This is a genomic window from Streptomyces sp. NPDC050416 (assembly GCF_044458845.1).
GTDB lineage: Bacteria > Actinomycetota > Actinomycetes > Streptomycetales > Streptomycetaceae > Streptomyces.
This window is the reverse complement of sequence record NZ_JBITII010000003.1, coordinates 586,701-608,567: the sequence shown is the minus strand read 5'-3', so window position 1 is coordinate 608,567 and position 21,867 is coordinate 586,701. Positions and strand designations below refer to the sequence as shown.

General features: G+C 71.1%; 24 protein-coding genes. 7 read left to right on the top strand and 17 right to left on the bottom strand.

The genetic code is table 11. The features are described 5' to 3' along the window. Positions 1 to 34 precede the first annotated feature (34 nt). Entirely contained in the window at positions 35 to 1,756 is a 1,722-nt protein-coding gene (gene leuA / locus ACIBL4_RS12290; RefSeq protein WP_399408992.1) for a 2-isopropylmalate synthase, read from the bottom strand. A 319-nt stretch (positions 1,757 to 2,075) separates the two neighbouring features. Here leuA and ACIBL4_RS12285 point away from each other — a divergent pair, with 319 nt between their 5' ends. Genes ACIBL4_RS12285 through ACIBL4_RS12275 form a run of 3 tightly spaced genes read left to right on the top strand, consistent with a single transcriptional unit; the run spans position 2,076 to position 4,811 of the window. Further along, positions 2,076 to 3,137: a M4 family metallopeptidase gene (locus ACIBL4_RS12285; protein WP_399408990.1), complete on the top strand. Its 1,062-nt coding sequence runs from the start codon at positions 2,076 to 2,078 to the stop codon at positions 3,135 to 3,137. 20 nt (positions 3,138 to 3,157) lie between these two features. Beyond that, entirely contained in the window at positions 3,158 to 3,424 is a 267-nt protein-coding gene (locus tag ACIBL4_RS12280) for a protealysin inhibitor emfourin (protein WP_020273176.1), read from the top strand. 58 nt (positions 3,425 to 3,482) lie between these two features. Continuing rightward, positions 3,483 to 4,811, top strand: a complete 1,329-nt coding sequence (locus tag ACIBL4_RS12275; RefSeq protein ID WP_399408988.1) for a GH1 family beta-glucosidase — start codon at positions 3,483 to 3,485, stop codon at positions 4,809 to 4,811. Here ACIBL4_RS12275 and ACIBL4_RS12270 read toward each other — a convergent pair. Genes ACIBL4_RS12270 through ACIBL4_RS12260 form a run of 3 tightly spaced genes read right to left on the bottom strand, consistent with a single transcriptional unit; the run spans position 4,801 to position 6,819 of the window. Then, positions 4,801 to 5,613: an SAM-dependent methyltransferase gene (locus tag ACIBL4_RS12270; protein WP_399408986.1), complete on the bottom strand. Its 813-nt coding sequence runs from the start codon at positions 5,611 to 5,613 to the stop codon at positions 4,801 to 4,803. The two genes, ACIBL4_RS12275 and ACIBL4_RS12270, sit on opposite strands and share 11 nt — an antisense overlap. Before the next feature lie 49 nt (positions 5,614 to 5,662). Continuing rightward, positions 5,663 to 5,950 carry a DUF397 domain-containing protein gene (locus ACIBL4_RS12265; protein WP_399408985.1) on the bottom strand — a complete coding sequence of 96 codons (288 nt, stop codon included), beginning with the start codon at positions 5,948 to 5,950 and terminating at the stop codon, positions 5,663 to 5,665. Beyond that, positions 5,947 to 6,819, bottom strand: a complete 873-nt coding sequence (locus tag ACIBL4_RS12260; RefSeq protein ID WP_399408983.1) for a helix-turn-helix domain-containing protein — start codon at positions 6,817 to 6,819, stop codon at positions 5,947 to 5,949. The genes ACIBL4_RS12265 and ACIBL4_RS12260 overlap by 4 nt, the downstream gene beginning before the upstream one ends. 248 nt (positions 6,820 to 7,067) lie before the next feature. On the opposite strand from ACIBL4_RS12260, the gene ACIBL4_RS12255 reads away from it, so the two are divergent. Next, positions 7,068 to 7,514 carry an ATP-binding protein gene (locus tag ACIBL4_RS12255; RefSeq protein ID WP_399408981.1) on the top strand — a complete coding sequence of 149 codons (447 nt, stop codon included), beginning with the start codon at positions 7,068 to 7,070 and terminating at the stop codon, positions 7,512 to 7,514. 14 nt (positions 7,515 to 7,528) lie between these two features. Here the strand turns inward: ACIBL4_RS12255 and era are convergent, their stop codons facing one another. Continuing rightward, a complete protein-coding gene (era, locus tag ACIBL4_RS12250; RefSeq protein ID WP_399408979.1) occupies positions 7,529 to 8,491 on the bottom strand; it encodes a GTPase Era in 963 nt (320 codons plus the stop codon). 180 nt (positions 8,492 to 8,671) lie between these two features. Between era and ACIBL4_RS12245 the strand changes: the two genes are divergently transcribed. Further along, on the top strand, positions 8,672 to 9,010 hold the full coding sequence (locus ACIBL4_RS12245; RefSeq protein WP_399409345.1) for a P-II family nitrogen regulator: 339 nt from the start codon (positions 8,672 to 8,674) through the stop codon (positions 9,008 to 9,010). A 24-nt stretch (positions 9,011 to 9,034) separates the two neighbouring features. Here ACIBL4_RS12245 and ACIBL4_RS12240 read toward each other — a convergent pair whose 3' ends face one another. The 9 genes from ACIBL4_RS12240 to ACIBL4_RS12200 form a co-directional block, all read right to left on the bottom strand. Beyond that, positions 9,035 to 9,511 carry a hypothetical protein gene (locus ACIBL4_RS12240; protein ID WP_399408977.1) on the bottom strand — a complete coding sequence of 159 codons (477 nt, stop codon included), beginning with the start codon at positions 9,509 to 9,511 and terminating at the stop codon, positions 9,035 to 9,037. Positions 9,512 to 9,683: 172 nt separating this feature from the next. After that, positions 9,684 to 10,037 (bottom strand): cytidine deaminase, encoded by a 354-nt coding sequence (locus ACIBL4_RS12235; RefSeq protein ID WP_399408975.1) that lies wholly within the window; start codon positions 10,035 to 10,037, stop codon positions 9,684 to 9,686. Between the two features lie 20 nt (positions 10,038 to 10,057). Further along, positions 10,058 to 10,417, bottom strand: coding sequence for an MmcQ/YjbR family DNA-binding protein (locus tag ACIBL4_RS12230; RefSeq protein ID WP_399408973.1), 360 nt, complete (start codon positions 10,415 to 10,417; stop codon positions 10,058 to 10,060). Next, on the bottom strand, positions 10,414 to 11,724 hold the full coding sequence (locus ACIBL4_RS12225; protein ID WP_399408971.1) for a hemolysin family protein: 1,311 nt from the start codon (positions 11,722 to 11,724) through the stop codon (positions 10,414 to 10,416). The genes ACIBL4_RS12230 and ACIBL4_RS12225 overlap by 4 nt, the downstream gene beginning before the upstream one ends. 8 nt (positions 11,725 to 11,732) lie before the next feature. Then, a complete protein-coding gene (gene ybeY / locus ACIBL4_RS12220; RefSeq protein ID WP_399408969.1) occupies positions 11,733 to 12,230 on the bottom strand; it encodes an rRNA maturation RNase YbeY in 498 nt (165 codons plus the stop codon). A 13-nt stretch (positions 12,231 to 12,243) separates the two neighbouring features. After that, on the bottom strand, positions 12,244 to 13,311 hold the full coding sequence (locus ACIBL4_RS12215) for a PhoH family protein (protein ID WP_399408967.1): 1,068 nt from the start codon (positions 13,309 to 13,311) through the stop codon (positions 12,244 to 12,246). Between the two features lie 283 nt (positions 13,312 to 13,594). Further along, complete coding sequence (locus ACIBL4_RS12210) at positions 13,595 to 14,731, bottom strand: carbohydrate kinase family protein (RefSeq protein WP_399408965.1); 1,137 nt, start codon at positions 14,729 to 14,731, stop codon at positions 13,595 to 13,597. A 140-nt stretch (positions 14,732 to 14,871) separates the two neighbouring features. Beyond that, positions 14,872 to 16,161, bottom strand: coding sequence for a glucarate dehydratase family protein (locus tag ACIBL4_RS12205; protein ID WP_399408963.1), 1,290 nt, complete (start codon positions 16,159 to 16,161; stop codon positions 14,872 to 14,874). Next, entirely contained in the window at positions 16,158 to 17,117 is a 960-nt protein-coding gene (locus tag ACIBL4_RS12200; protein WP_399408961.1) for a 5-dehydro-4-deoxyglucarate dehydratase, read from the bottom strand. The genes ACIBL4_RS12205 and ACIBL4_RS12200 overlap by 4 nt, the downstream gene beginning before the upstream one ends. Before the next feature lie 99 nt (positions 17,118 to 17,216). On the opposite strand from ACIBL4_RS12200, the gene ACIBL4_RS12195 reads away from it, so the two are divergent. Continuing rightward, on the top strand, positions 17,217 to 17,996 hold the full coding sequence (locus ACIBL4_RS12195) for an IclR family transcriptional regulator (RefSeq protein ID WP_399408959.1): 780 nt from the start codon (positions 17,217 to 17,219) through the stop codon (positions 17,994 to 17,996). 202 nt (positions 17,997 to 18,198) lie between these two features. Then, positions 18,199 to 19,512 (top strand): MFS transporter, encoded by a 1,314-nt coding sequence (locus ACIBL4_RS12190; protein ID WP_399408957.1) that lies wholly within the window; start codon positions 18,199 to 18,201, stop codon positions 19,510 to 19,512. A gap of 16 nt (positions 19,513 to 19,528) precedes the next feature. Here ACIBL4_RS12190 and ACIBL4_RS12185 read toward each other — a convergent pair whose 3' ends face one another. From ACIBL4_RS12185 to ACIBL4_RS12175, 3 genes are read right to left on the bottom strand one after another with little or no spacing between them, the layout of a single operon-like run. Then, complete coding sequence (locus tag ACIBL4_RS12185) at positions 19,529 to 20,521, bottom strand: adenosine deaminase (protein ID WP_399408955.1); 993 nt, start codon at positions 20,519 to 20,521, stop codon at positions 19,529 to 19,531. Positions 20,522 to 20,541: 20 nt separating this feature from the next. Beyond that, positions 20,542 to 21,447 (bottom strand): ribonuclease Z, encoded by a 906-nt coding sequence (locus ACIBL4_RS12180; protein ID WP_399408953.1) that lies wholly within the window; start codon positions 21,445 to 21,447, stop codon positions 20,542 to 20,544. A gap of 12 nt (positions 21,448 to 21,459) precedes the next feature. After that, positions 21,460 to 21,813, bottom strand: coding sequence for a histidine triad nucleotide-binding protein (locus ACIBL4_RS12175; protein WP_399408951.1), 354 nt, complete (start codon positions 21,811 to 21,813; stop codon positions 21,460 to 21,462). Positions 21,814 to 21,867 lie beyond the last annotated feature (54 nt).

Sequence of the window (21,867 nt, the reverse complement as noted above, 5' to 3'; positions counted from 1 at the left end):
GCGGACGGAGCCCTCAAACCGCCTGCGGGGCTGGTCAGCGCGTCGCGCGGTTGACGGCCGAGACGACCGCCTTCAGCGAGGCCCGCGTGGTGTTCGCGTCGATTCCGATCCCCCACAGGACCTTGTCGTCGATCGCGCATTCGATGTAGGAGGCGGCCTGCGCGGAGGCGCCCTCGCTCATCGTGTGCTCCTGGTAGTCCAGCAGGCGTACGTCGATGCCGATGGACTGGAGCGCGTCGAAGAAGGCCGAGATTGGGCCGTTGCCCGAGCCGGTCAGGACGGTGTCCTGGCCGTCGACCGTGGCCTCGACCGTCAGCGTGTCCACGCCGTCGGTGTCGGTCGTCGACTGGTTGTTCTTGACCTGGATCCGGCCCCACGGGTTCTCTGGGTTGGGCAGGTACTCGTCCCGGAAGGCCGCCCAGATGTCCTTGGGCGTGACCTCGCCGCCCTCGGCGTCCGTCTTCGCCTGGATGATCTTCGAGAACTCGATCTGCATCCGGCGGGGCAGTTCCAGCTTGTGGTCGTTCTTCAGGACGTACGCGATACCGCCCTTGCCGGACTGCGAGTTGACCCGGATGACGGCCTCGTAGGAGCGGCCGACGTCCTTGGGGTCGATCGGCAGGTAGGGGACCGCCCACTCGATGTCGTCGACGGTGACGCCCTTGGCCTTCGCGTCGGCCTCCATGGCGTCGAAGCCCTTCTTGATGGCGTCCTGGTGGGAGCCGGAGAAGGACGTGTAGACCAGGTCGCCCACGTACGGGTGGCGCGGGTGGACCTCCATCTGGTTGCAGTACTCCCACGTGCGACGGATCTCGTCGATGTCGGAGAAGTCGATCTGCGGGTCGACGCCCTGGGAGAAGAGGTTCATGCCCAGGGTGACCAGGTCGACGTTGCCGGTGCGCTCGCCCTGCCCGAACAGGCAGCCCTCGACGCGGTCGGCGCCGGCCATCAGGGCCAGCTCGGCGGCGGCGACGGCCGTGCCGCGGTCGTTGTGCGGGTGGATCGACAGGCAGACGTGCTCGCGGCGGGAGAGGTTGCGGCCCATCCACTCGAAGCGGTCCGCGTGGGTCGAGGGGGTCGAACGCTCCACCGTGGCGGGCAGGTTGAGGATGATCTCGCGGCCCGGGCCGGGCTGCCAGACGTCCATGACCGCCTCGCAGACCTCCAGCGCGAAGTCCAGCTCGGTGTCGGTGAAGATCTCGGGGCTGTACTGGTAGCCGAACTCGGTCTCCGGGCCCAGCAGCTTCTCCGCGTACTCCATGACCAGCCGCGTGCCGTCGACGGCGATCTGCTTGATGTCGTCCTTGGAGCCCCGGAAGACGACCCGGCGGAAGACGGGGGCGGTGGCGTTGTACAGGTGGACGGTCGCGCGCTTGGCACCCTTCAGCGACTCCACCGTGCGCTCGATCAGGTCCTCGCGGGCCTGGGTCAGTACGGAGATGGTGACGTCGTCGGGGATGGCCCCCGGCTCCTCGATGATCGACCGTACGAAGTCGAAGTCCGTCTGGCCCGACGCCGGGAAGCCGACCTCGATCTCCTTGTAGCCCATCTTGACCAGCAGGTCGAACAGCGCGCGCTTGCGGGCGGGCGACATGGGGTCGATCAGGGCCTGGTTGCCGTCGCGCAGGTCCGTGGAGAGCCAGCGGGGGGCGGTGGTGATGCGCTGGTCCGGCCAGGTGCGGTCCGGGATGTCGACCTGCTCGTAGCGGCCGTACTTGTGGATCGGCATGGAACTGGGCTGCTGGCGGTTCGCCATGATGCGGGGGCTCCTCAGAGTGTCCGGAAGGACGGCCGACGACGCAGCACCAAGCTCCGCGGGGAGGGAGTCGGCCTCGACTACAGGCCCTCGCCGCGGCAGCTAAGGAGAAGCAGCCCGAAACGCATGATGCGCAGCATGCTAGCCGAGGCCCTCCGGGTGCGCGGGTCCGTATCAGTATGCGGGACCGGACACCCATACGGGACAAAAAGTGCGCTATACCACTTCACCACGGAGAGTGAAGGCCCTTGTCCCGGTATTTCACCAATCATGGTGGCGACTAGTGACAGTACCGTCACGCAGTGCAAGGGTGCCGGGCATGACGACTCACGGGGGCTTCGAGCCCGTCTTCTGCACCATCGTTCCACCCCATGTCCTCGACAAGCTCGCCCAGGCCGAGGACCCCGCGCTCGCCGGACCCGCCCGCCGCACCCTGCAGCGTGACGCCTTCGAGCGCACTCAGCGCCGCCTCACCACGGTCATCGGCGCCACCGCCGTCGCCGCGGTCGCCGACGGCAAGCCGCAGCGCACCGTCCACGACGCCCGGCACGGCACCGACCTGCCCGGACACAAGGTCCGCGGCGAGGGCGACAAGCCCGGCAAGGACGCCACCGTCAACCGCGCCTACGCCGGCCTCGGCGCCACCTTCGAGCTGCTGCTGAAGGCGTACCAGCGCGACTCGATCGACGGCAACGGCCTTCCCCTGAACGCGACCGTGCACTACGACCGCGAGTACAACAACGCCTTCTGGAACGGCGAGCAGATGGTCTTCGGCGACGGGGACGGCGAGATCTTCCTCGACTTCACCATCCCGATCGACGTCATCGGCCACGAACTCGTCCACGGCGTCACCCAGTACACCGCCAACCTCACCTACTTCGGCCAGCCCGGAGCGCTGAACGAGTCCGTGTCGGACGTCTTCGGCTCGCTGATCAAGCAGTACACGCTCGGCCAGACCGCCGCCGAGGCCGACTGGCTGGTCGGCGCGGGCCTGCTCGCCCCGCGGGTGACGGGCAAGGCGCTGCGCTCCATGAAGGAGCCGGGCACGGCGTACGACGACGACGTCCTGGGCAAGGACCCGCAGCCGGCGACGATGGACGACTTCGTGCGCACCGGCCGCGACAACGGCGGCGTCCACATCAACTCGGGCATCCCGAACCACGCCTTCTACCTGGCGGCCACGGCCCTCGGCGGCCACGCCTGGGAACGCGCTGGGCTGATCTGGTACGACGTGCTGACCGGCGGCGAGCTGAAGCAGCAGGCGATGTTCGCCGACTTCGCCACGCTCACCGTCAAGGCCGCGCGGGAGCGGTTCGGCGACGGGGAGGAGCTGGACGCCGTGTCGAAGGCCTGGGAGCAGGTCGGGGTGCGGACCCTGTAGTTCCGTACTAGACAGGTGCCATGCGTATTCAGGTGAGGCGCACGGGCGGATTCGCGGGCATCGAGCGGCATGCCGAGGTGGACACCTCCGGCCGCCCCGATGCCCCCGAATGGCACGCGCTGGCCGAGCAAGCGGTCGCCGCCGGCCGGCACACGCCGCCGATCGGGGTCCCGGACGGGTTCAGCTACCAGATCACCGTGGACGGGAAGACGGTGTACGCGGCCGACCCGCGACTGACGGACGAACAGCGGAAGCTGATCTCGCGCGTGCTGAAGGAAGGTGCTTAACAGGTCTTCCGCAGCAGCCTGTTGACTTCCGTTACCGGCGGTACGGATGATCCAGCGCATGGCGACTGACGCAGGCAACCCGATCCCCCGCTTCCCGGCCGGCTTCCTCTGGGGCGTGTCGACCTCGGCGCACCAGATCGAGGGGGCCGCGGACGAGCGCGAGCCGTCCGTGTGGGACGCCTTCACCGCCGAGCCGGGCCGGGTGAAGGACGGCTCGACGGCGGCGGTGGCCTGCGACCACTACCACCGCCACCGCGAGGACGTGGCCCTGCTGGCCGGCCTCGGCGTGAACGCCTACCGCTTCTCGGTGTCCTGGCCGCGCGTGCGCTCCGAGAAGGGCCTGGACTTCTACGACCGGCTGGTGGACGACCTGTGCGCGGCGGGCGTCCGCCCGGTGCCGACCCTGTTCCACTGGGACCTGCCGGCGGACCTCGACTGGCTGGAGAGGGACACGGCCGCGCGCTTCGCCGAGTACGTCTCCCTGGTCGCCGGCCGCCTCGGAGACCGGGTGACGAAGTGGATCACCCTCAACGAGCCCGCCGAGCACACCCTGCTGGGCCACGCCCTGGGCGTGCACGCGCCGGGCAGGCAGCTGCTGTTCGACGCGCTCCCGGCCGCCCACCACCAGCTGCTGGCCCACGGCCTGGCCGTACGCGCCCTGCGCGCCTCGGGCGCCACGGACATCGGCATCGCCAACTCGCACGGCCCGACCTGGGCGGCGTCGACGGAGGCGGAGGACGTGGAGGCGGCCGAGTTCTACGACGTACTGCTGAACCGCCTGTTCGCGGACCCGCTGCTGCTGGGCCGGTACCCGGACGGCATCGGCGAGCTGATGCCCGGGGACGTCGAGGCCGACCTGAAGGTGATCGCCGAGCCGCTCGACTGGTACGGCGTCAACTACTACGCGCCGACGCGGGTGGGCGCCCCGCAGGGCACCGACATCACGTTCGGCGGTGTCGCCATGCCCGCCGAACTCCCCTTCGCGGTCCGCGAGATGACCGGCCACCCGGTCACCGACTTCGGCTGGCCGGTCGTGCCCGAGGGCCTGACCGAGCTCCTCACAGCCTTCCGGGACCGCTACGGCGACCGGCTCCCGCCCGTCGTCATCACCGAGAACGGCTGCTCCTACCCGGACGTCGACGACCAGGACCGCATCGCCTACCTGGACGGCCACCTCCGGGCCCTGCACCGGGCGCTGGAGGCGGGTGTCGACGTGCGCGGCTACTTCGTGTGGTCCCTGCTCGACAACTTCGAGTGGGCGGAGGGCTACGCACGCCGCTTCGGCCTGGTCCACGTCGACTTCGAGACCCTTCGGCGGACCCCGAAGTCGTCGTACGGCTGGTACCGGGAGGTGCTGCGCGCCCAGGGGACGGGGACTACGGCTTGATGCCCACCCCGGTCCACAGGCTGACCTCGGCGTCCGTCGGGGCGTCGCCGTCGGTGGCGTCGGGCCGCCAGCGGTGGCCGACGGTGACGCCGGGGTCGAGCAGTTCCAGGCCGTCGAAGAAGCGGGCGACGTCCGCCCGGGAGCGGAACCGCACGGGCGTCCCGGCCGAGGTGTAGATGTCGGTGACCTTCTGCCAGGTCGCCGGGTCGAAGTCGGGCGTGCAGTGGCTCAGCGCCAGGGCGCTGCCGGAGGGCAGGACGTCCAGCAGGCGGCGCACGATGCCGTACGGGTCCTGGGCGTCGGTGACGAAGTGCATCAGGGCGTTGAGGGACAGCGCGACCGGGCGGCTCAGGTCCAGGACCTCGGCCAGTTCGGGTGCGTTCAGGAGGGTCTGGGGGTCGTTGACGTCCGCCTCTATGTACGTCGTACGGCCCTCGGACGTGCTGCGCATCAGGCGCTCGGCGTACTTGAGGACGAGCGGGTCGTTGTCGGCGTAGACCACGCGGGCGTCGGGGACCACGGACTGGGCCACCTGGTGCAGGTTGGGCTCGGTGGGGATGCCGGTGCCGATGTCCAGCCACTGGCGGATGCCGTGCTCGCGGGCGAGGACGCGGGTGGCGCGGTGCATGAAGGCCCGGTTCTCACGGGCGCAGACGAAGATGGCGGGGTAGGCCTCGGCGACCCGCTCGGCCGCCTGCTTGTCGACCTCGAAGTGGTCCTTGCCGCCGAGGTAGTAGTCGTACATGCGGGCGGAGTGCGGCCTGCTGGTGTCGATGTCCCGCGCGGCCTGCGAGTTGCTCATGGGGGTGCCTCTCGTGGGGGGTGGTGGTGCGAGTCCGGCTCGGTGGGGCTCAGCGGGCCGAGTGGGCGGAGTGGGCCGAGTGGGCCGAGTGGGCCGTGAGATGGTCGGCGAGGCCCTGCTTGACCCCCGCGACGAACGCGGTGATCTCCTCGGGCGTATAGATCAGCGCGGGACCGGCGGGATCGGCGGACTGCCGTACCGCCACGCGGCCGTCGGCCAGTTGCTTGGTCTCCACGCACTGGCCCCCGTTGGGGCCGCTCCACGGACGTTCCCAGCCCTGTTCCCCGAGGGCCGACGCGGGCATCCCGTTGTAGACGGTGCTCTCGGCGATGGTCATGAGTACTCCTTCCGCATGCGGTTCAGCAGCGCCTTGCTGTCCGCGGACGAGGTCTTCAGCGACAGCCGGTTGTGGGCCTCCAGGTGGGCCACGACGTCGGCGCGCTGGTCGAGGTAGACGGACGCGGAGAGGATCTCGCTGTAGACGATGTCGGGCAGCTCCCGCTCCTCGAACCGGAAGTAGGTGAAGGGCGCGCACGCCCCGACGTGGGCGCCCGCGTCGAACGGCACGATGTCGACGCTGACGTGCTCCAGCTCGGAGGCCTCCAGGAGCCGGTCGATCTGCTCGCGCATCACCTCGGGGCCGCCCACGACCCGGTGCAGCACGGCCTCCTCCATCACCACCCACAGCGTGGGCGCGTCCGGCTTGGTGAGCAGGCTCTGGCGGCGCAGCCGCAGCTCCACGCGCCGCTGGAGGTCCTCGTCGTTGTCGTTCGGGAAGCCCCCGCGCAGCACGGCACGCGCGTACCCGGGTGTCTGGAGCAGGCCCGTGACGTACTGCGGCTCATAGGTGCGCAGGGTTCTCGCGCCGGTCTCCAGACTCACGTAGGCGGTGAACCAGGACGGCATGACATCGCGGTACGGGTGCCACCAGCCGGGCCCGTTGGCCCGCTCGGCCAGGGTGACGAACTCGTCGATCTCCTGCTGCTCCGCCCCGTAGGTCTGGAGCAGCTTCTCGACGTAGAGGATCTTCAGGCCGACCTCGGCCTTCTCCAGGCGGCGGATGGTCAGCGGGGTGACGCGCAGGGCCTTGGCGGCGTCGTCGAGGGAGAGGCCCGCGGTCTGCCGGGCCTCCTGGAGGCGGCGTCCGAGGATCATGCGGAGAACGGTGGGCGCGCCGGCGCCGGTGCCTGATCGCGCGTCGCTCACGCCGTGCCTCCCGGGGGGTCGTCACCGGCGCAAGCCTGGCAGGGAGTTGATCGTTCCGCCAAGCGGCCCGGAGCAGCGATACCTTCCTCCTGAAATTATCAGGCAGATGGTTGCAGCGTGAACTGCTCTGCGAGCATAGTTACTTGTGCGAACAGGGCTCCGGAACCCCCAACTCCACTTTCCGGCCGGTCCGGTTCGCGTCTCGCCCCTTCCTTGACTGCGCCCACCCCCCACGGAAGGCGAACGCCGTGTCCCCCCACACGACTTCCACCCCCCGGTTCCTGGACGCGGTGCGCCCGGGCCGCACGCACTGGCTGGAACTGCCGTCCCACCGGACCAGCGTCAGAGTCGCCCGTCATGCCACGCGGGCGCGGCTGGCCTCGTGGCGGGTACCCGACGACGTGTGCGCGAACGCGGTCCTGCTGGTGTCCGAGCTGGTGACCAACGCCGTGCTGCACACGCCCGGCGCGTGGGTCCTGTGCGGCGTCGGCCGCAGGACGGAGGGGCGTTTCCGGCTGGAGGTGCATGACGGCGACCTCACGGGCCGGGGCATCCCCGACCACTGCCCCGGCCTCGACGACGAGGGCGGCCGCGGCCTGCTGCTCGTCCGCGAGATAGCCGACAGCTGGGGAGTCACGCGCTCGCCCCTCACCGGCGGCAACGCGGTCTGGGCGAGCCTCGCGACGGCGTTATAGCGCGCCCTGGACCCTCAGAACCCCAGCTTCCGCAACTGCCGCGGATCCCGCTGCCAGTCCTTGGCGACCTTCACATGCAGGTCCAAGAAGACCGGGGTGCCCAGCAGCGCCTCGATCTGCTTGCGGGACTTGATGCCGACCTCCTTCAGGCGCTTGCCCTTGGGGCCGATGATGATGCCCTTCTGGCTGGGGCGCTCGATGTAGACGAAGGCGTGGATGTCCAGCAGGGGTTTGTCGGCGGGGCGGTCCTCGCGGGGGAGCATCTCCTCGACGACCACGGCGATGGAGTGCGGGAGCTCGTCGCGGACGCCCTCCAGCGCGGCCTCCCGGATCAGCTCCGCGATCATGACCTGCTCGGGCTCGTCGGTGAGGTCGCCCTCGGGGTAGAGCGCCGGGCCCTCCGGCAGGAGCGGGACGAGCAGGTCGGCCAGCAGGTCCACCTGCCGGCCGCCGACCGCCGACACCGGGACGATCTCCGCCCACTCGAAGCCCAGCTCCTTGCCGAGCTGGTCGATCGCGATGAGCTGCTCGGCGAGCGTCTTGCTGTCCACCAGGTCGGTCTTGGTGACGATGGCGATCTTCGGCGTCTTCTTGATGGACGCCAGTTCCTTCGCGATGAAGCGGTCACCGGGGCCGAGCTTCTCGTTCGCCGGCAGGCAGAAGCCGATCACGTCGACCTCGGCCCACGTCGTGCGCACGACGTCGTTCAGCCGCTCGCCCAGCAGCGTGCGCGGCTTGTGCAGCCCCGGGGTGTCGACCAGGATCAGCTGGGCGTCCGGGCGGTGCACGATGCCCCGCACGGTGTGCCGCGTCGTCTGCGGCTGGTTCGCCGTGATCGCCACCTTCTGGCCGACCAGAGCATTCGTGAGGGTGGACTTGCCCGCGTTGGGACGGCCCACGAAGCAGGCGAAGCCGGCCCTGTGGACAGCCTCGGCCGGCTCTTCGGATGACTGGGTACGAACGCTCATGGCGCCCATTCTCCCTGATCCACGGAGCCCTGCCGCACAGGCGCCCGAACCGCCCGCCCCGTGCCCCCGGCCGCAGACGCCCCGGACCTTCCGGCGCACTCCGGGACGGCCTACGATCACGGCATCCCGGGCCACGGCGCCCCGGTCTCCCCGCCCCTCGTCTCCCCTGCCCAGAAGGTCACCCCAGGCATGAAGCTCATCACCGCGATCGTCAAGCCGTACCGCCTCGACGAGATCAAGAACGCCTTGCAGGAGCTCGGCGTGCAGGGCCTGACCGTGAGCGAGGCCAGCGGCTACGGCCGGCAGCGCGGCCACACCGAGGTGTACCGCGGCGCCGAGTACCAGGTCGACCTGGTACCGAAGATCCGTATCGAGGTCGTCGTCGAGGACGCGGACGCGGAGGCCGTCATCGACGCGGTCGTGAAGGCCGCGCACACCGGCAAGATCGGCGACGGCAAGGTGTGGGCGCTGCCCGTGGACACGATCGTGCGTGTGCGGACGGGAGAGCGCGGGCCGGACGCGCTGTAACGTGCGCGCCCGGCCCGGCCGGGATCAGTCGAACACGAACGGGCCCGGCGACTGCGGCCCGGATGCCGTGCAGGTGATGGTGATGCCGAAGACGGTCATCTTCAGCGAGCCGCCGAAGGCCTCCAGGCTGTCGCCGGAGGCCACGGTGCCGTCGAGGGGGCCGACCTCGACGGGGGCGCCGGCGGCCATCGCGGGGTTCTGGGTGCCGGTGAAGTCGACGGTGCCGCCGCCGGCCTTCGCCAGGGTGAGGGTGGACGCGATCGAGTCCTCGCCGAGGGCGATCGGCGCCGTGATCGCCGAGGACTTGACGGTGAGGGTGGCGGCGGTGCCCTCCTGCGTGGCCGTGAGCGTGGCCTCGCCACTGCCGAAGGTGCCGCAGTCGGCACTGATCGTCGCCGTCTGGGGGGTGACGGCGAGTGCGGCGGGGGCGAAGGCCAGCCCGGTGACCGCGAGGGCCCCGGCCGCCAGGGCGGCACCTGCTCCGATTCGCTTGCCTCTCATGGGATTCCGGCTCCGTTTCCGTGTGGGGGGACGCTCGGCGGGTGAGTGCGAGCACGTCACGCGAGCGCCGAACCTGACGGTCCGTCGGAACTTGCGGTTCCCATTGATGCGCCTGGGACAGACGGCGGCAAGGTTGAATTCGCGCCTAAATTACCGCCGGTTACAGCAGGCTTCAGCCGGCCGTCACGGTGGTCCGGACCGTCCCGTCGGGCCCGGCCACCAACACCGGCGTCCGGGCGCCACCGAGATCCCGTACCGCTGCCCGGTCCTCGTCGGACGCGGTCTCCGCCTCCGTCACCACCGCCGCGGCCTCCAGGGACTTCGCCCCCGAGGCCACCGCCATCGCCACCGCCGTCCGGAGGGCACTGAGCTTCAGGGAGTCGAGGGTCACCGTCCCCGCGACATACGTACGTCCGGTCTCGTCCCGTACGGCCGCCCCCTCGGGCACACCGTTGCGGGCCCGCGCGGAACGGGCCAGGGTGACGATCTTGCGGTCCTCGGGGTCGAGCGCGCTGCTGTCGGTCATGATCCGAGCATACGGAAGCGTCAGGACCGGTCGAGGCGGAGGCGGTCCGCTCGCGGCAGGCCCGCGACGACGAGGTCGTACGAGTCCTCGATCAGCTCCCGGACCAGCCCGTCCGGGAGTCCCCCGTCGCACGTGACCGTGTTCCAGTGCCGCTTGTTCATGTGCCAGCCGGGGACGATCAGGCCCTCGTGCTCGCGGCGGAGCCGGATCGCGTCGTCCGGGTCGCACTTGAGGTTGACCTTCAGGGGACGCGCGTCGAGGTGCGACAGGGCGAAGAGCTTGCCCTGGACCTTGAAGACCGAGATCTCCGGGCTGAACGGGAAGTCCTCGACCGCCGCGTTGAACGACAGGCAGAACGCGCGCAGTTCCTGCGGAGTCATTCCGGCTTCTCCTCCTCGTCCGGCGGAGGATCCGCCGGATCCACCGGCTCCACCAGCACCGTCACGATCTTGTTCCGGCGGCCGGCCGCGGCCTCCGCGGTCAGGCGCAGTTCCCGGCCGTCCGGGAGGTCGACGACGGACGACGCGCCGGCGATGGGAACCCGGCCCAGCGCCTTCGCCAGCAGGCCGCCGACCGTCTCGACGTCCTCGTCGTCGAACGCCTCCAGGCCGTACAGCTCGCCCAGGTCGCCGATGTCCAGGCGGGCGGTGACCCGGTAGCGGTCCTTGCCGAGATCCTCCACCGGCGGCAGTTCGCGGTCGTACTCGTCGGTGATCTCGCCGACGATCTCCTCGAGGATGTCCTCGATGGTGACGATGCCGGCGGTGCCGCCGTACTCGTCGACGGCGACGGCGACGTGGTTGCGTTCCTTCTGCATCTCGCGCAGCAGGTCGCCCGCGTTCTTGGTGTCGGGCACGAAGAACGCCGGGCGCATCGCCGTGGACACCTGCTCGGACTCGGCGTCGCGGCTGATGTGCGTCTTGCGGACCAGGTCCTTCAGATACACGATCCCGACGATGTCGTCCTCGCTCTCGCCGGTCACCGGAATCCGGGAGAAGCCGGAGCGCAGCGCGAGGGTGAGGGCCTGGCGGACGGTCTTGTAGCGCTCGATGACCACGAGGTCCGTGCGCGGCACCATGACCTCCCGGACGAGGGTGTCGCCCAGCTCGAAGACCGAGTGCACCATGCGGCGCTCCTCGTCCTCGATGAGCGACTCCTTCTCGGCGAGGTCGACCAGCGCCCGCAGCTCCGCCTCGGAGGCGAACGGGCCACGGCGGAAGCCCTTGCCGGGCGTGAGCGCGTTACCGATGAGGATCAGCAGCGACGGGATCGGGCCCATGATCCGGGCCAGCGGCACCAGCACGTACGCCGAGACCGTCGCCGTGTTCAGCGGGTGCTGGCGGCCGATGGTGCGCGGTGAGACGCCGACGGCGACGTACGACACGAGGACCATGACCGCGATGGCGATCAGGAGGGCCTCGGTCGTGCCGTCGAACTCCTTCAGGCAGCCGTAGGTGATCAGCGCGGCGGCGGCCATCTCGCAGGCGACGCGGACCAGCAGCGCCACGTTCAGATAGCGGGTCGGGTCGGCGGCGACCTGTGACAGCCTGGCGCTGCCCCTGCGGCCGGAGCGCACGGCCTCCTCGGCGCGGAAGCTGGAGACCCGCGCGAGGCCCGCCTCCGCGCAGGCGAAGAGCCAGGCCACGACGACCAGGACGACCGCGCCCAGGGCCAGTTGCGGACTCATCGGCGGCGCTACGAGACCGTCGGCGCCGGGGAGGGCCCGGTCAGGCCCCGCTCCGCGCGCCAGCCGTCCACGATGGCCGCCTGGAGGCCGAACATCTCGGCCTTCTCGTCCGGTTCCTCGTGGTCGTAGCCCAGCAGGTGCAGCACGCCATGGACGGTGAGGAGCTGGAGCTCCTCGTCCATGGAGTGCTGCGTGTCCGCTTCCTTGCCCTGCCTCTCCGCGACCTCGGGGCACAGCACGATGTCGCCGAGGAGCCCCTGCGGCGGCTCGTCGTCGTCCTTGGACGGCGGGCGCAGCTCGTCCATCGGGAAGGACATGACGTCCGTGGGGCCCGGCAGGTCCATCCACTGGATGTGGAGCTGCTCCATGGCGGCGGCGTCCACGACGATCACCGACAGCTCGGAGAGCGGGTGGATGCGCATCCGCGCGAGCGCGTAGCGGGCGATGTCGAGGATCGCCTGCTCGTCGACCTCGGTACCGGACTCGTTGTTGACGTCGATCGACATGCTGGTGCTCGGTCTACTTCCCCTTGTGCCCGGACTTGCCGCGGCCCTTGTGCGTGCCGTTCTGGGTGCCGTGCTTGGTGTCGTACTGCTCGTACGCGTCGACGATACGGCCCACGAGCTTGTGCCGGACGACATCGTGGGACGACAGCCGGGAGAAGTGGACGTCGTCGACGCCGTCCAGGATGTCCTGCACTTGCCGCAGACCGCTCTTCGTCCCGTCCGGGAGGTCGACCTGCGTCACGTCACCCGTGATCACGATCTTCGAGTCGAAGCCGAGGCGGGTGAGGAACATCTTCATCTGCTCGGGGCTCGTGTTCTGGGCCTCGTCCAGGATGATGAAGGCGTCGTTGAGCGTGCGGCCGCGCATGTAGGCGAGCGGCGCGACCTCGATCGTGCCCGCCGCCATCAGCCGGGGGATGGAGTCCGGGTCGAGCATGTCGTGCAGCGCGTCGTAGAGCGGGCGCAGGTACGGGTCGATCTTCTCGTAGAGCGTGCCCGGGAGGAATCCGAGCCGCTCTCCGGCCTCGACCGCCGGGCGGGTCAGGATGATGCGGTTGACCTGCTTGGACTGCAGGGCCTGGACGGCCTTGGCCATCGCCAGGTACGTCTTGCCGGTGCCCGCCGGGCCGATGCCGAAGACGATCGTGTGCTTGTCGATCGCGTCCACGTAGCGCTTCTGGTTCAGCGTCTTGGGGCGGATCGTGCGGCCTCGCGAGGACAGGATGTTCTGCGTGAGCACCTGGGCCGGGGTCTCCTGGCCGTCGCTCTCCCCGTTCTCGCTCGCCTTGAGCATGGCGATCGAGCGTTCCACTGCGTCCTCCGTCATCGGCTGTCCGGTGCGGAGCACCAGCATCATCTCATCGAACACGCGGGCGATGAGGGCGACGTCCACGGGGTCGCCGGCCGCGCTGATCTCGTTGCCCCGGACGTGGATGTCGGCCGCCGGGAAGGCCTTCTCGATCACGCGCAGGAGGGCGTCGCCGGAACCCAGCACGGTCACCATGGGGTGCTGGGCGGGGACGGTGAACTGCGCTCTCGCCTGCTCCTGCGCGGGGGTGTGAGCTGTGGGTGTCTGAGTCATGGGCCGGCGCTGAAGGCCTGCGGTTCCTCCTCTTCACGGCCGCGCAGCTGAGGGCGGCCTCGCGATTCCCAGGGTACGACGGGGGACTGACAACGCCGTAGGGGTTTTGGGGGTGGGGTTTGCAACCGGGGGCGACAGCGGCTCTTGACCGGGCGATTCGGGGCGACGGTCCTTCCCGGCCGACAGCTTCGGGGGCGACAGCGGCTCTTGGCCGAGTGATTCGGCTGGTGGGTGGGCATAGGCCGGGGGTCCAGGGGGCGGAGCCCCCTGGGCGGCCAGGGCGTCACGCCGAGCGCCGAAAGCCGATCGTGGGTACGGCACGCCGCAACGGCCAGGGCCTGACCAACTCCTCGGACACCAGGTCGGCCAGGAACCCGTACCTCTCCAACGCCACAGCCGACTGCCCCTCCACCGACTGCACCCGCCGCCACCACGCCGCGATCTCCGACCACCCCGGCGCCGACAGCGACCCCCCGAACTCCTGCACCGACAGCGCCGCCGTCAGCCCGGCGAAGGCCAGCCGGTCCGCCAGCGGCCAGTCCGCCAGCGTCCCCGTCACGAACCCGGCGACGAACACGTCCCCCGCCCCCGTCGGATCGAGCGCCTCGACCTCGATCGCCGGCACCTCCGCGGTCTCCCCCGTACGCCGGTCCACCGCGTACGCCCCGTCCGCCCCGAGCGTGACCACCGCGAGCGGCACGTGCTCGGTCAGCGCGTGCGCCGCCGCCCTGGGGCAGTCCGCGCCCGTGTACCGCATGGCCTCCTCCGCGTTCGGCAGGAACGCCTCGCAGTACCGCAGGTCGGGCAGCGCCGCCAGGTCCCACGCGCCGGTGTCGTCCCAGCCGACGTCGCCGAAGACCCGCGTGCCCTTGCTCGCGGCCTGGGCGATCCAGGGCGCGCTCACGCCGGGGGCGAGGGAGGCGACGGCGGCACGCGCGCGGGGCGGGCACTCGGGGACGGGCTCCTCCGGGGGCGGCTCGTGGCCGTGGGAGACCATCGTGCGCTCGCCCTCGTAGGCCATGGAGACCGTCACCGGGGAGTGCCAGCCGGGCACCGTGCGCGACGGGGAGAGGTCGATGCCCTCGCCGTGCTCCAGGGCGTCCCAGCAGTAGTCGCCGTAGTGGTCGTCGCCGAAGGCCGCCGCGAGGGACGTGCGCAGGCCGAGGCGGGCCAGGGCGGTGGCCATGTTGGCGACGCCGCCGGGGCTCGACCCCATCCCGCGCGCCCAGGACTCGGTCCCTCGCACCGGGGCGGAGTCGAGCCCGGTGAAGATGATGTCGAGGAAGACCGTGCCGGTGAGGTAGACGTCCCACGGCGGGTCGTCCGGCGCGCGCAGCGGGGCGAGGGGATCGACCTGGCTCTGGCGGTGCGATCCCTTTCCTGCCGGGCCCTTTCCTGCCGGGGCGGTGGACGCGATCACGATGCGCTCCCTGACGTGGTGCGGATCAGGCCAGTCTGCACCACATCGCTGACAACGTGACGCCGATCACGCCGGACCCACCCGTTCCGTCAGCTCGCACCGGCCCCCCGCGCGCCCTCTGAGCGACCGGAGAGCCGGGGCTACCAGCGGGGCATCGAGGGCGTCACCCACTCCGGGTCGGCGACCCGCATGGCCGCCGCGTCGTCGCGGTCGCGCAGCGCACCGTCGTCGTCCAGCCACCGCCGGTGCAGCACGGCCAGTCGCTCCCGGTCGAGCTCCACGCCGAGCCCCGGCGCGTCGGACACGGTCACCTTGCCGCCCTCGAAGGTGAGCCGCTCGGTGAGCACGTCCTCCGACTGCCAGGGGTAGTGGGAGTCGCAGGCGTGGTGGAGGTCCGGGACGGTGGCCGCCACGTGGGTCATCGCGGCGAGCGAGATGCCCAGGTGGGTGTTGGAGTGCATCGACACGCCGACGCCGAAGGTGCGGCAGATGGCCGCCAGCTGCTGGGTGTTGCGCAGCCCGCCCCAGTAGTGGTGGTCGGAGAGCACCACCTGGACGGCGCCCTTGGTGAACGCCTCCTTGATCTCGGCGAAGGTCGTCACGCACATGTTGGTCGCGAGCGGCACCCCGGTCCGCTCGGCGACCTCGGCCATGGCGGGGGTGCCGAGGGTCGGGTCCTCCAGATACTCCAGGACGTCCCCGAGTTCCCGCGCCACCTTCAGCGAGGTCTCCAGGGACCAGGCGCCGTTGGGGTCGAGCCGCAGCGGGTGCCCGGGGAACGCCTCGGCGAGCGCCCGGACGGCCGCGATCTCCTCGTCGGGCGGGAAGACCCCTCCCTTGAGCTTGAAGGAGGTGAAGCCGTACCGCTCGGCGAACCGGCGGGCCTGAGCCACCACCCCGGCCGGGTCGACGGCGGCCCCCCAGTCGTCCTTCTCGCAGGCGACGCCCTTCGGGTGGCCGGCCCACTTGTAGAACAGGTAGGCGCTGTACTCGACGGCGTCGCGCACCTTGCCGCCGAGCAGCGCGTACACGGGCAGTCCGAGGGTCTTGCCGAGGGCGTCGAGGCAGGCGACCTCGAAGGCGGAGACGACGGAAAGGCGCAGCTTGTCGGCGGTCTGGACGCCGCGCAGCCCGCCGACGTCGACGGCGTTCTCGACCCGGGAGCGGTCGACGGCGACCTGGTCCGCGACCGTGAACAGCCCGTTGAGGTCGCTGACCTGCCGTCCTTTCAGCCGCTCGGCGAAGGGCCGGGCCAGCTCCAGGTACTTGGTGTCGCCGTAGGTCTCTCCCACACCGGTGACCCCGTCCGCCGTGACGACCTCGACGATCAACCGGGGCGTGTAGGGCTGGTGCACGCCCTGCGTGTTGAGCAGCGGCGGGTCCGCGACCAGGATCGGCGTCAGCCGTACGTCGGTGATGTCGAGGTTCACAGGGCGGCTCCTACGAGGTCGAGTCCCGCGGTGAGGAGGGCGGTGAGGGCGGCCAGGTCGGCGGGCGAGGGGTCGGTGAGCGGGGCGCGGACGGGGCCCACCGGGTGGCCGCGCAGCCGGGCCGCCGCCTTCACCAGGGACACGGCGTACCCGGGGACGCGGTCGCGCAGTTCGACGAGCGGGACGTAGAAGCCGCGCAGCAGTTTGTCGACGGTGCCGTGGTCGCCGTCGCGCAGGGCGGTGAAGAAGGCGTCGGCGATCTCGGGGGCGAAGGCGTGGACGGCGGAGGAGTAGGCGGGGACGCCGACGGCGGCGTAGGCGCGGGCCTGGATCTCGGCGGTGGCGGCGCCGTTGAAGAACAGGAAGTCCTCGGGCGCGGCGAGGGTGAGGCGCTGGAGCCGGTCGAGGTCGCTGTGACCGTCCTTGAGGCCGATGACGCCGGGCAGGGCCGCGATGCGCCGGAGCGACTCGGCGGTGAACGTGACCTGGCCGCGCTGGTAGGCGATCAGCGGCAGCGAGGTGCGGGCGGCGATCTGTTCCAGCTGGGCGACGAGTCCGTCCTGCGGGGCGGCGACGAGGTAGTGCGGCAGCACGAGGAGCGCGTCGGTGCCGGCGTCCTCGGCGATGCGCGCGAACCGGACGGCCTGCGCCCAGCCGTAGCCGATGCCCGCGACGACGGGGACGCGGCCCGCCGCCTCCTCGACCGTGATGGTGACGACCTGCCGGTACTCGTCCTCGTCGAGCGAGAAGAACTCGCCGGTGCCGCAGGCGGGGAAGACGGCTCCGGGCGAGGCGGCGAGCCGGTCCGCGACGTAGGCGCGGAAGCCGTCCGGGTCGAGGCCGCCGTCGTCGCGGAAGCTGGTCAGCGGGAAGGACAGCACGCCCCCCGCCATGCCCTTCCGCAGCCGGTGTGTGACCGCACCCGGGCCGGCGCTCACGGTCGTCTCCTCGGTCATCCCCTCGCCATCTCCTTATGTAGACGCCATTTATGTATGAGAATGAAGGTTGGGTAGGCGAGCGTCAACCGCGCGGGGCGGCCCGATTACGATCGGCACATGTCAGACACAGGTGGCGTCCGCGAAGTGAAGTCCGCGGCCCGCACGGTCGAGCTGCTGGAACTCCTCGCGGCGCGCGGCGACCGCCCGGCCCGGCTCCAGGAGCTGGCCGACGAACTCGGCGTGCCGCGCAGCTCGATGTACGCGCTGCTCCAGACCCTGGTCTCGCGCGGCTGGGTCCGCACGGACGTCACCGGATCCCTGTACGGCATCGGCATCCACGCGCTGCTCACCGGCACCAGTTACCTCGACTCCGACCCGCGGGTCAGGGTCGTACGGCCGTATCTCGACGAGGCGTCCGAGGCGCTCGGCGAGACGATCCACATGGGCCGGCTGGACGGCCGGGACGTGGCCTACCTGGCGACGCGGGAGTCGCACGAGTACCTGCGCACGATCAGCCGGGTGGGGCGGCGCCTGCCCGCGCACGCCGGGGCCCTGGGCAAGGCCCTGCTGGCACAGCGCCCGGACGCGGACCTGCCCGAGGGGCCGTACGAGCCGCTGACCCCGAACACGCACACCAGCCGGGAGTCCCTGGCGGCCGACCTCGCCCGGGTCCGGGCCCGCGGCTGGTCCGTGGACCGCGAGGAGGGCGTGATGGGCATCGTCGGCTTCGGGTTCGCGCTGCGCTACGACATCCCGGCGCTCGACGCGATCAGCTGCTCGGTGCCGGTGGCCCGGCTCACGCCGGAGCACGAGGAGCGGATCGTCACCGTGATGCGGGAGATCCGGGCGAAGGCGGAGGCGACGGTTCCGGGGGCCGGATCGGTGCACTGGCGTTAACGGAAACGCCCACTCCACCTGGCGAAAGGCGCTCATCTACCCGGCCTTCACCGCACCAAACGCAACGTGTGCCACATCACACCCTGCGGGTTAACTCGTACGACTACTTGCTTGATACAAATTGCCCGCGCGTTCCTGTCCGTCGACGGTCGTCGCCCATCCCCCACCTCCACCGCTCCTTTCGCATGCCCTGGGAACGCCCGTGCTCGCCCCCCGCACCACCCCCTGGCCCCTCGTCGCCCTTTTCACGGCCGGGTACCTCGCCCCGTATCTGCTGCCGACCACCGTCGGCAGACTCGACTCGGGCCTTCCGCTCTCCGCCACCCAGGCCGGCGCCGTCGGCAGTGCGCTGCTGCTGAGTTCGGCCGCCGCCGGATTCGCCCTGGCCTCACGCGTCGAGACCCTCGGAGCCCGCACCCTCGCCCGGCTCGGGCTCGCCCTCGCCCTGCTCGGCTACGGCGCCGCCGCACTGACCACCTCAGTCCCGGCCGTCGTCGCCGGCGCGATGGTCGGCGGCTTCGGATCCGGCACGGCCACCACCGTGGCCGCCACCCTGATAGCCGCCCAGCGGGATCCGCACCGGGCCTCCACGGCCGGGCTGCTCACCGTCTCCGCCCTCGCGGGCGCCGTGTATCTGACGGTCCCGCACCTCGGCCCGGGGCACGGCCTGCCCCTGGCCGCGATCGCCCTCACCGCCCTGGCCGTATGGCCGTTGACGGGCCGCCTGCCCGCCGGCACGCCCACCGCGCCCACGCGGCACCACAAGGCCCGGCTGCCCCACGCCCGTTCGGGCCTGGTGCTGGCCGCCGCCATGCTCTGCTGGTCGCTCGCCCAGAACTCCCTGTGGGGCGTCAGCGGACAGATCGGGCTGACCCAGGCCCACCTCGGAGAGGCCACCGTCGGAGCGGTCTTCGCCGTGGCGCTGGGCTCCGGACTGACCGGTGTCCTCGCGGCGGGCGCGCTCGGGGCGCGGCTGGGACGCGCCGTGCCGATCGGGGCGGGAACGGTCCTGATCGCCGGCTGCATCGTGCTCAGCGCCTCGGCGACCGACCTGACGAGCTTCGCCACCGGCGAGATCGCCTGGAACACCCTGTATCCGGTGGTGCTGTCGTACCTGATCGGGCTCGCCGCCTCGCTCGACCCGCGCGGCCGCTGGGCGGTGCTCGTCGGCTCGGCGTCCTCGCTGGGCACGGCCGCCGGGCCGCTGGCCGGCAGCGTGCTGTCGGCGCAGGCCGGGTTCCCGGTCATGGGCGCGATCCTGGCCGCCGGCCTGCTGGTGATCGCCCTGCCGATGACCGCCGTCGCCCTGCACACGAGCGGGCGCCCGCTGCTCGCCGGGGCGATCCGCCGCCGCGGCGGCCACCCGGCCGCCCTGGTCGCCGCCACCACGGGCACCCCCACCGGCACGGTCCCCGAGATCGGCGCCCGGGAACAGCAGGTGGTGGAGATCCCCGTGGACGCCCCGGCCGTCCCGGCCCAGCGCGCCTACGGCCAGGCGGGGTCGGAGGTCTTCTGAGGCCTACGGGTGGTCCTCAGCGGAACTCGTAGGCCTCCACCTCGGCGAGATACCGCGCCCGCAGCTCCTCGTCGTCCTCCAGGAACGAGGCGAGGAAAGAGTTGCGGGCGAGCTCGCGCAGCCGCTCCTCGCCCAGCCCGAGGGTGTCGCGGACGGCGTCGAAGTTGTCACCGGCGTACCCGCCGAAGTAGGCCGGGTCGTCCGAGTTGACCGTGCACATGAGCCCGGAGTCCAGCATGGCGGGCAGCGGATGGTCGGCCAGGGTGTCGACGGTCCGCAGCCGGACGTTCGACAGGGGACACAGCGTCAGCGGCACCCGCTCCCGCACCAGCCGCTCCACCAGCGCCGGGTCCTCCACGCAGCGCAGCCCGTGGTCGACCCGCTCGACGCCGAGGACGTCCAGGGCCTCGGTGATGTACTCCGGCGGCCCCTCCTCACCGGCGTGCGCGACCCGCCGCAGCCCGAGCGCGGCGGCGGCCTCGTACACCTCGCGGAACTTCGCCGGCGGATGCCCGACCTCGGCCGAGTCGAGGCCGACGCCGGTGATCCGGTTCAGGTACGGCTTGGCCGCGTCCAGTGTCGCCAGGGCCGACTCGGCGGACTCGTCGCGCAGGAAGCACAGGATCAGCCGGGTCGAGACGCCGTGCCGGGACTGGCTGTCGCCGAGCGCCCGCCACAGGCCATCGACGACCGTGCCCAGTTCCAGCCCGCGGCTGGTGTGGGCCTGCGGGTCGAAGAAGATCTCCGCGTGCCGCACGCCCTGGGCGGCGGCGCGTGCGAGGTAGGCGTTCGCGAGGTCCTCGAAGTCCCGCTCGGTGCGCAGGACGGCCATGAGCTCGTAGTACAGGTTCAGGAACGACTGGAGGTCCTCGAACCGGTACGCCTCGCGCAGCTCGTCCGTGTCCGCGTACGGCAGCGTGAGGCCGTTGCGAGCGGCGAGCTCGAAGGCGAGTTCCGGTTCCAGGGTGCCTTCGATATGAAGGTGCAGTTCGGCTTTGGGGAGGGACATCAATTCATCGTACGGCCGTTTCACCGACGCTTCGGAACCGGCACTCTCAGAAGGTCGTGCGCCACGGTCAGCTCGCCGTCGTACCCGGCGTCCCGCGCCTGCCGCTCGAACTCGTCCGGGTCGGTGTAGCGCTGGCTGAAGTGGGTGAGCACGAGGTGCCGCACCCCCGCGTCCCGTGCCACCCGCGCTGCCTGACCGGCGGTCAGATGCCCGTGCTCCACGGCGAGTTGCTCGTCCTCGTCGAGGAAGGTCGACTCGATGACGAGCATGTCGCAGCCCTCGGCGAGCGCGTACACCCCCTCGCACAGCCGGGTGTCCATGACGAACGCGAACCGCTGCCCGCGCCGCACCTCGCTGACGTCCTCCAGCGAGACCCCGCCGAGCGAGCCCTCGCGCTGGATCCGGCCGATGTCCGGTCCCTTGATGCCGTGCGCGGCGAGCCGCTCGGGCAGCATGCGGCGGCCGTCGTGCTCGGTGATCCGGTAGCCGTACGACTCGATCGAGTGGGACAGCCTGCGGGTGTCCAGCGTGTACGACGGCGTGACCGCGAGGACGCCGTCCCCGTCGGCCGGGACCTCGGTGAGGAAGACGGTCGCGCGGTAGGGCGTGGCGTACTGGAGCCGCTCGTAGAAGCGCTGCCCGGACTTCGGGTAGTGGGCGGTGATCTCGTGCGGCACCTGGTCGAGGTTGATGCGCTGGATGACCCCGGGCAGACCGAGGGCGTGGTCACCGTGGAAGTGCGTGACGCAGATCCGGTTCAGGTCGTGCGCGGCGACCCCGGCCCGCACCATCTGGCGCTGGGTGCCCTCGCCGGGGTCGAACAGGATGCCCTCGCCGTCCCAGCGGAGCAGGTAGCCGTTGTGGTTGCGGTGGCGGGTCGGGACCTGGCTGGCGGTGCCGAGCACCACGAGTTCGCGTACGGACACGGCGTTGTCCTGTTATCCGGGGGGCCATTCGAGGCCGCGGCCGCCGAGCACGTGGCCGTGCACATGCCAGACCGTCTGGCCGGCGCCGCTGCCGGTGTTGAAGACGAGGCGGTAGCTGTCCAGCTTTTCCTCGTCGGCGACGGCCTGGGCCTCGCGGAGCACGTCCGCGGTGAGGGACGGGTCGGCGGTGGCGAGGGCGGCGGCGTTCTCGTAGTGCGCCTTGGGGATGATCAGGACGTGGGTGGGGGCCTGGGGGTTGATGTCGCGGAACGCGACGGTCGTCTCCGTCTGGCGGACGATCGTCGCCGGGATGGTTCCTGCGACGATCTTGCAGAAGAGGCAGTCGTCCTGGGGTTCCCCTGCCATGTCTCCTCCGGGGGTTGGCCGAATTTCGGTCTTGCCGGGCATCGTATCGTCGTC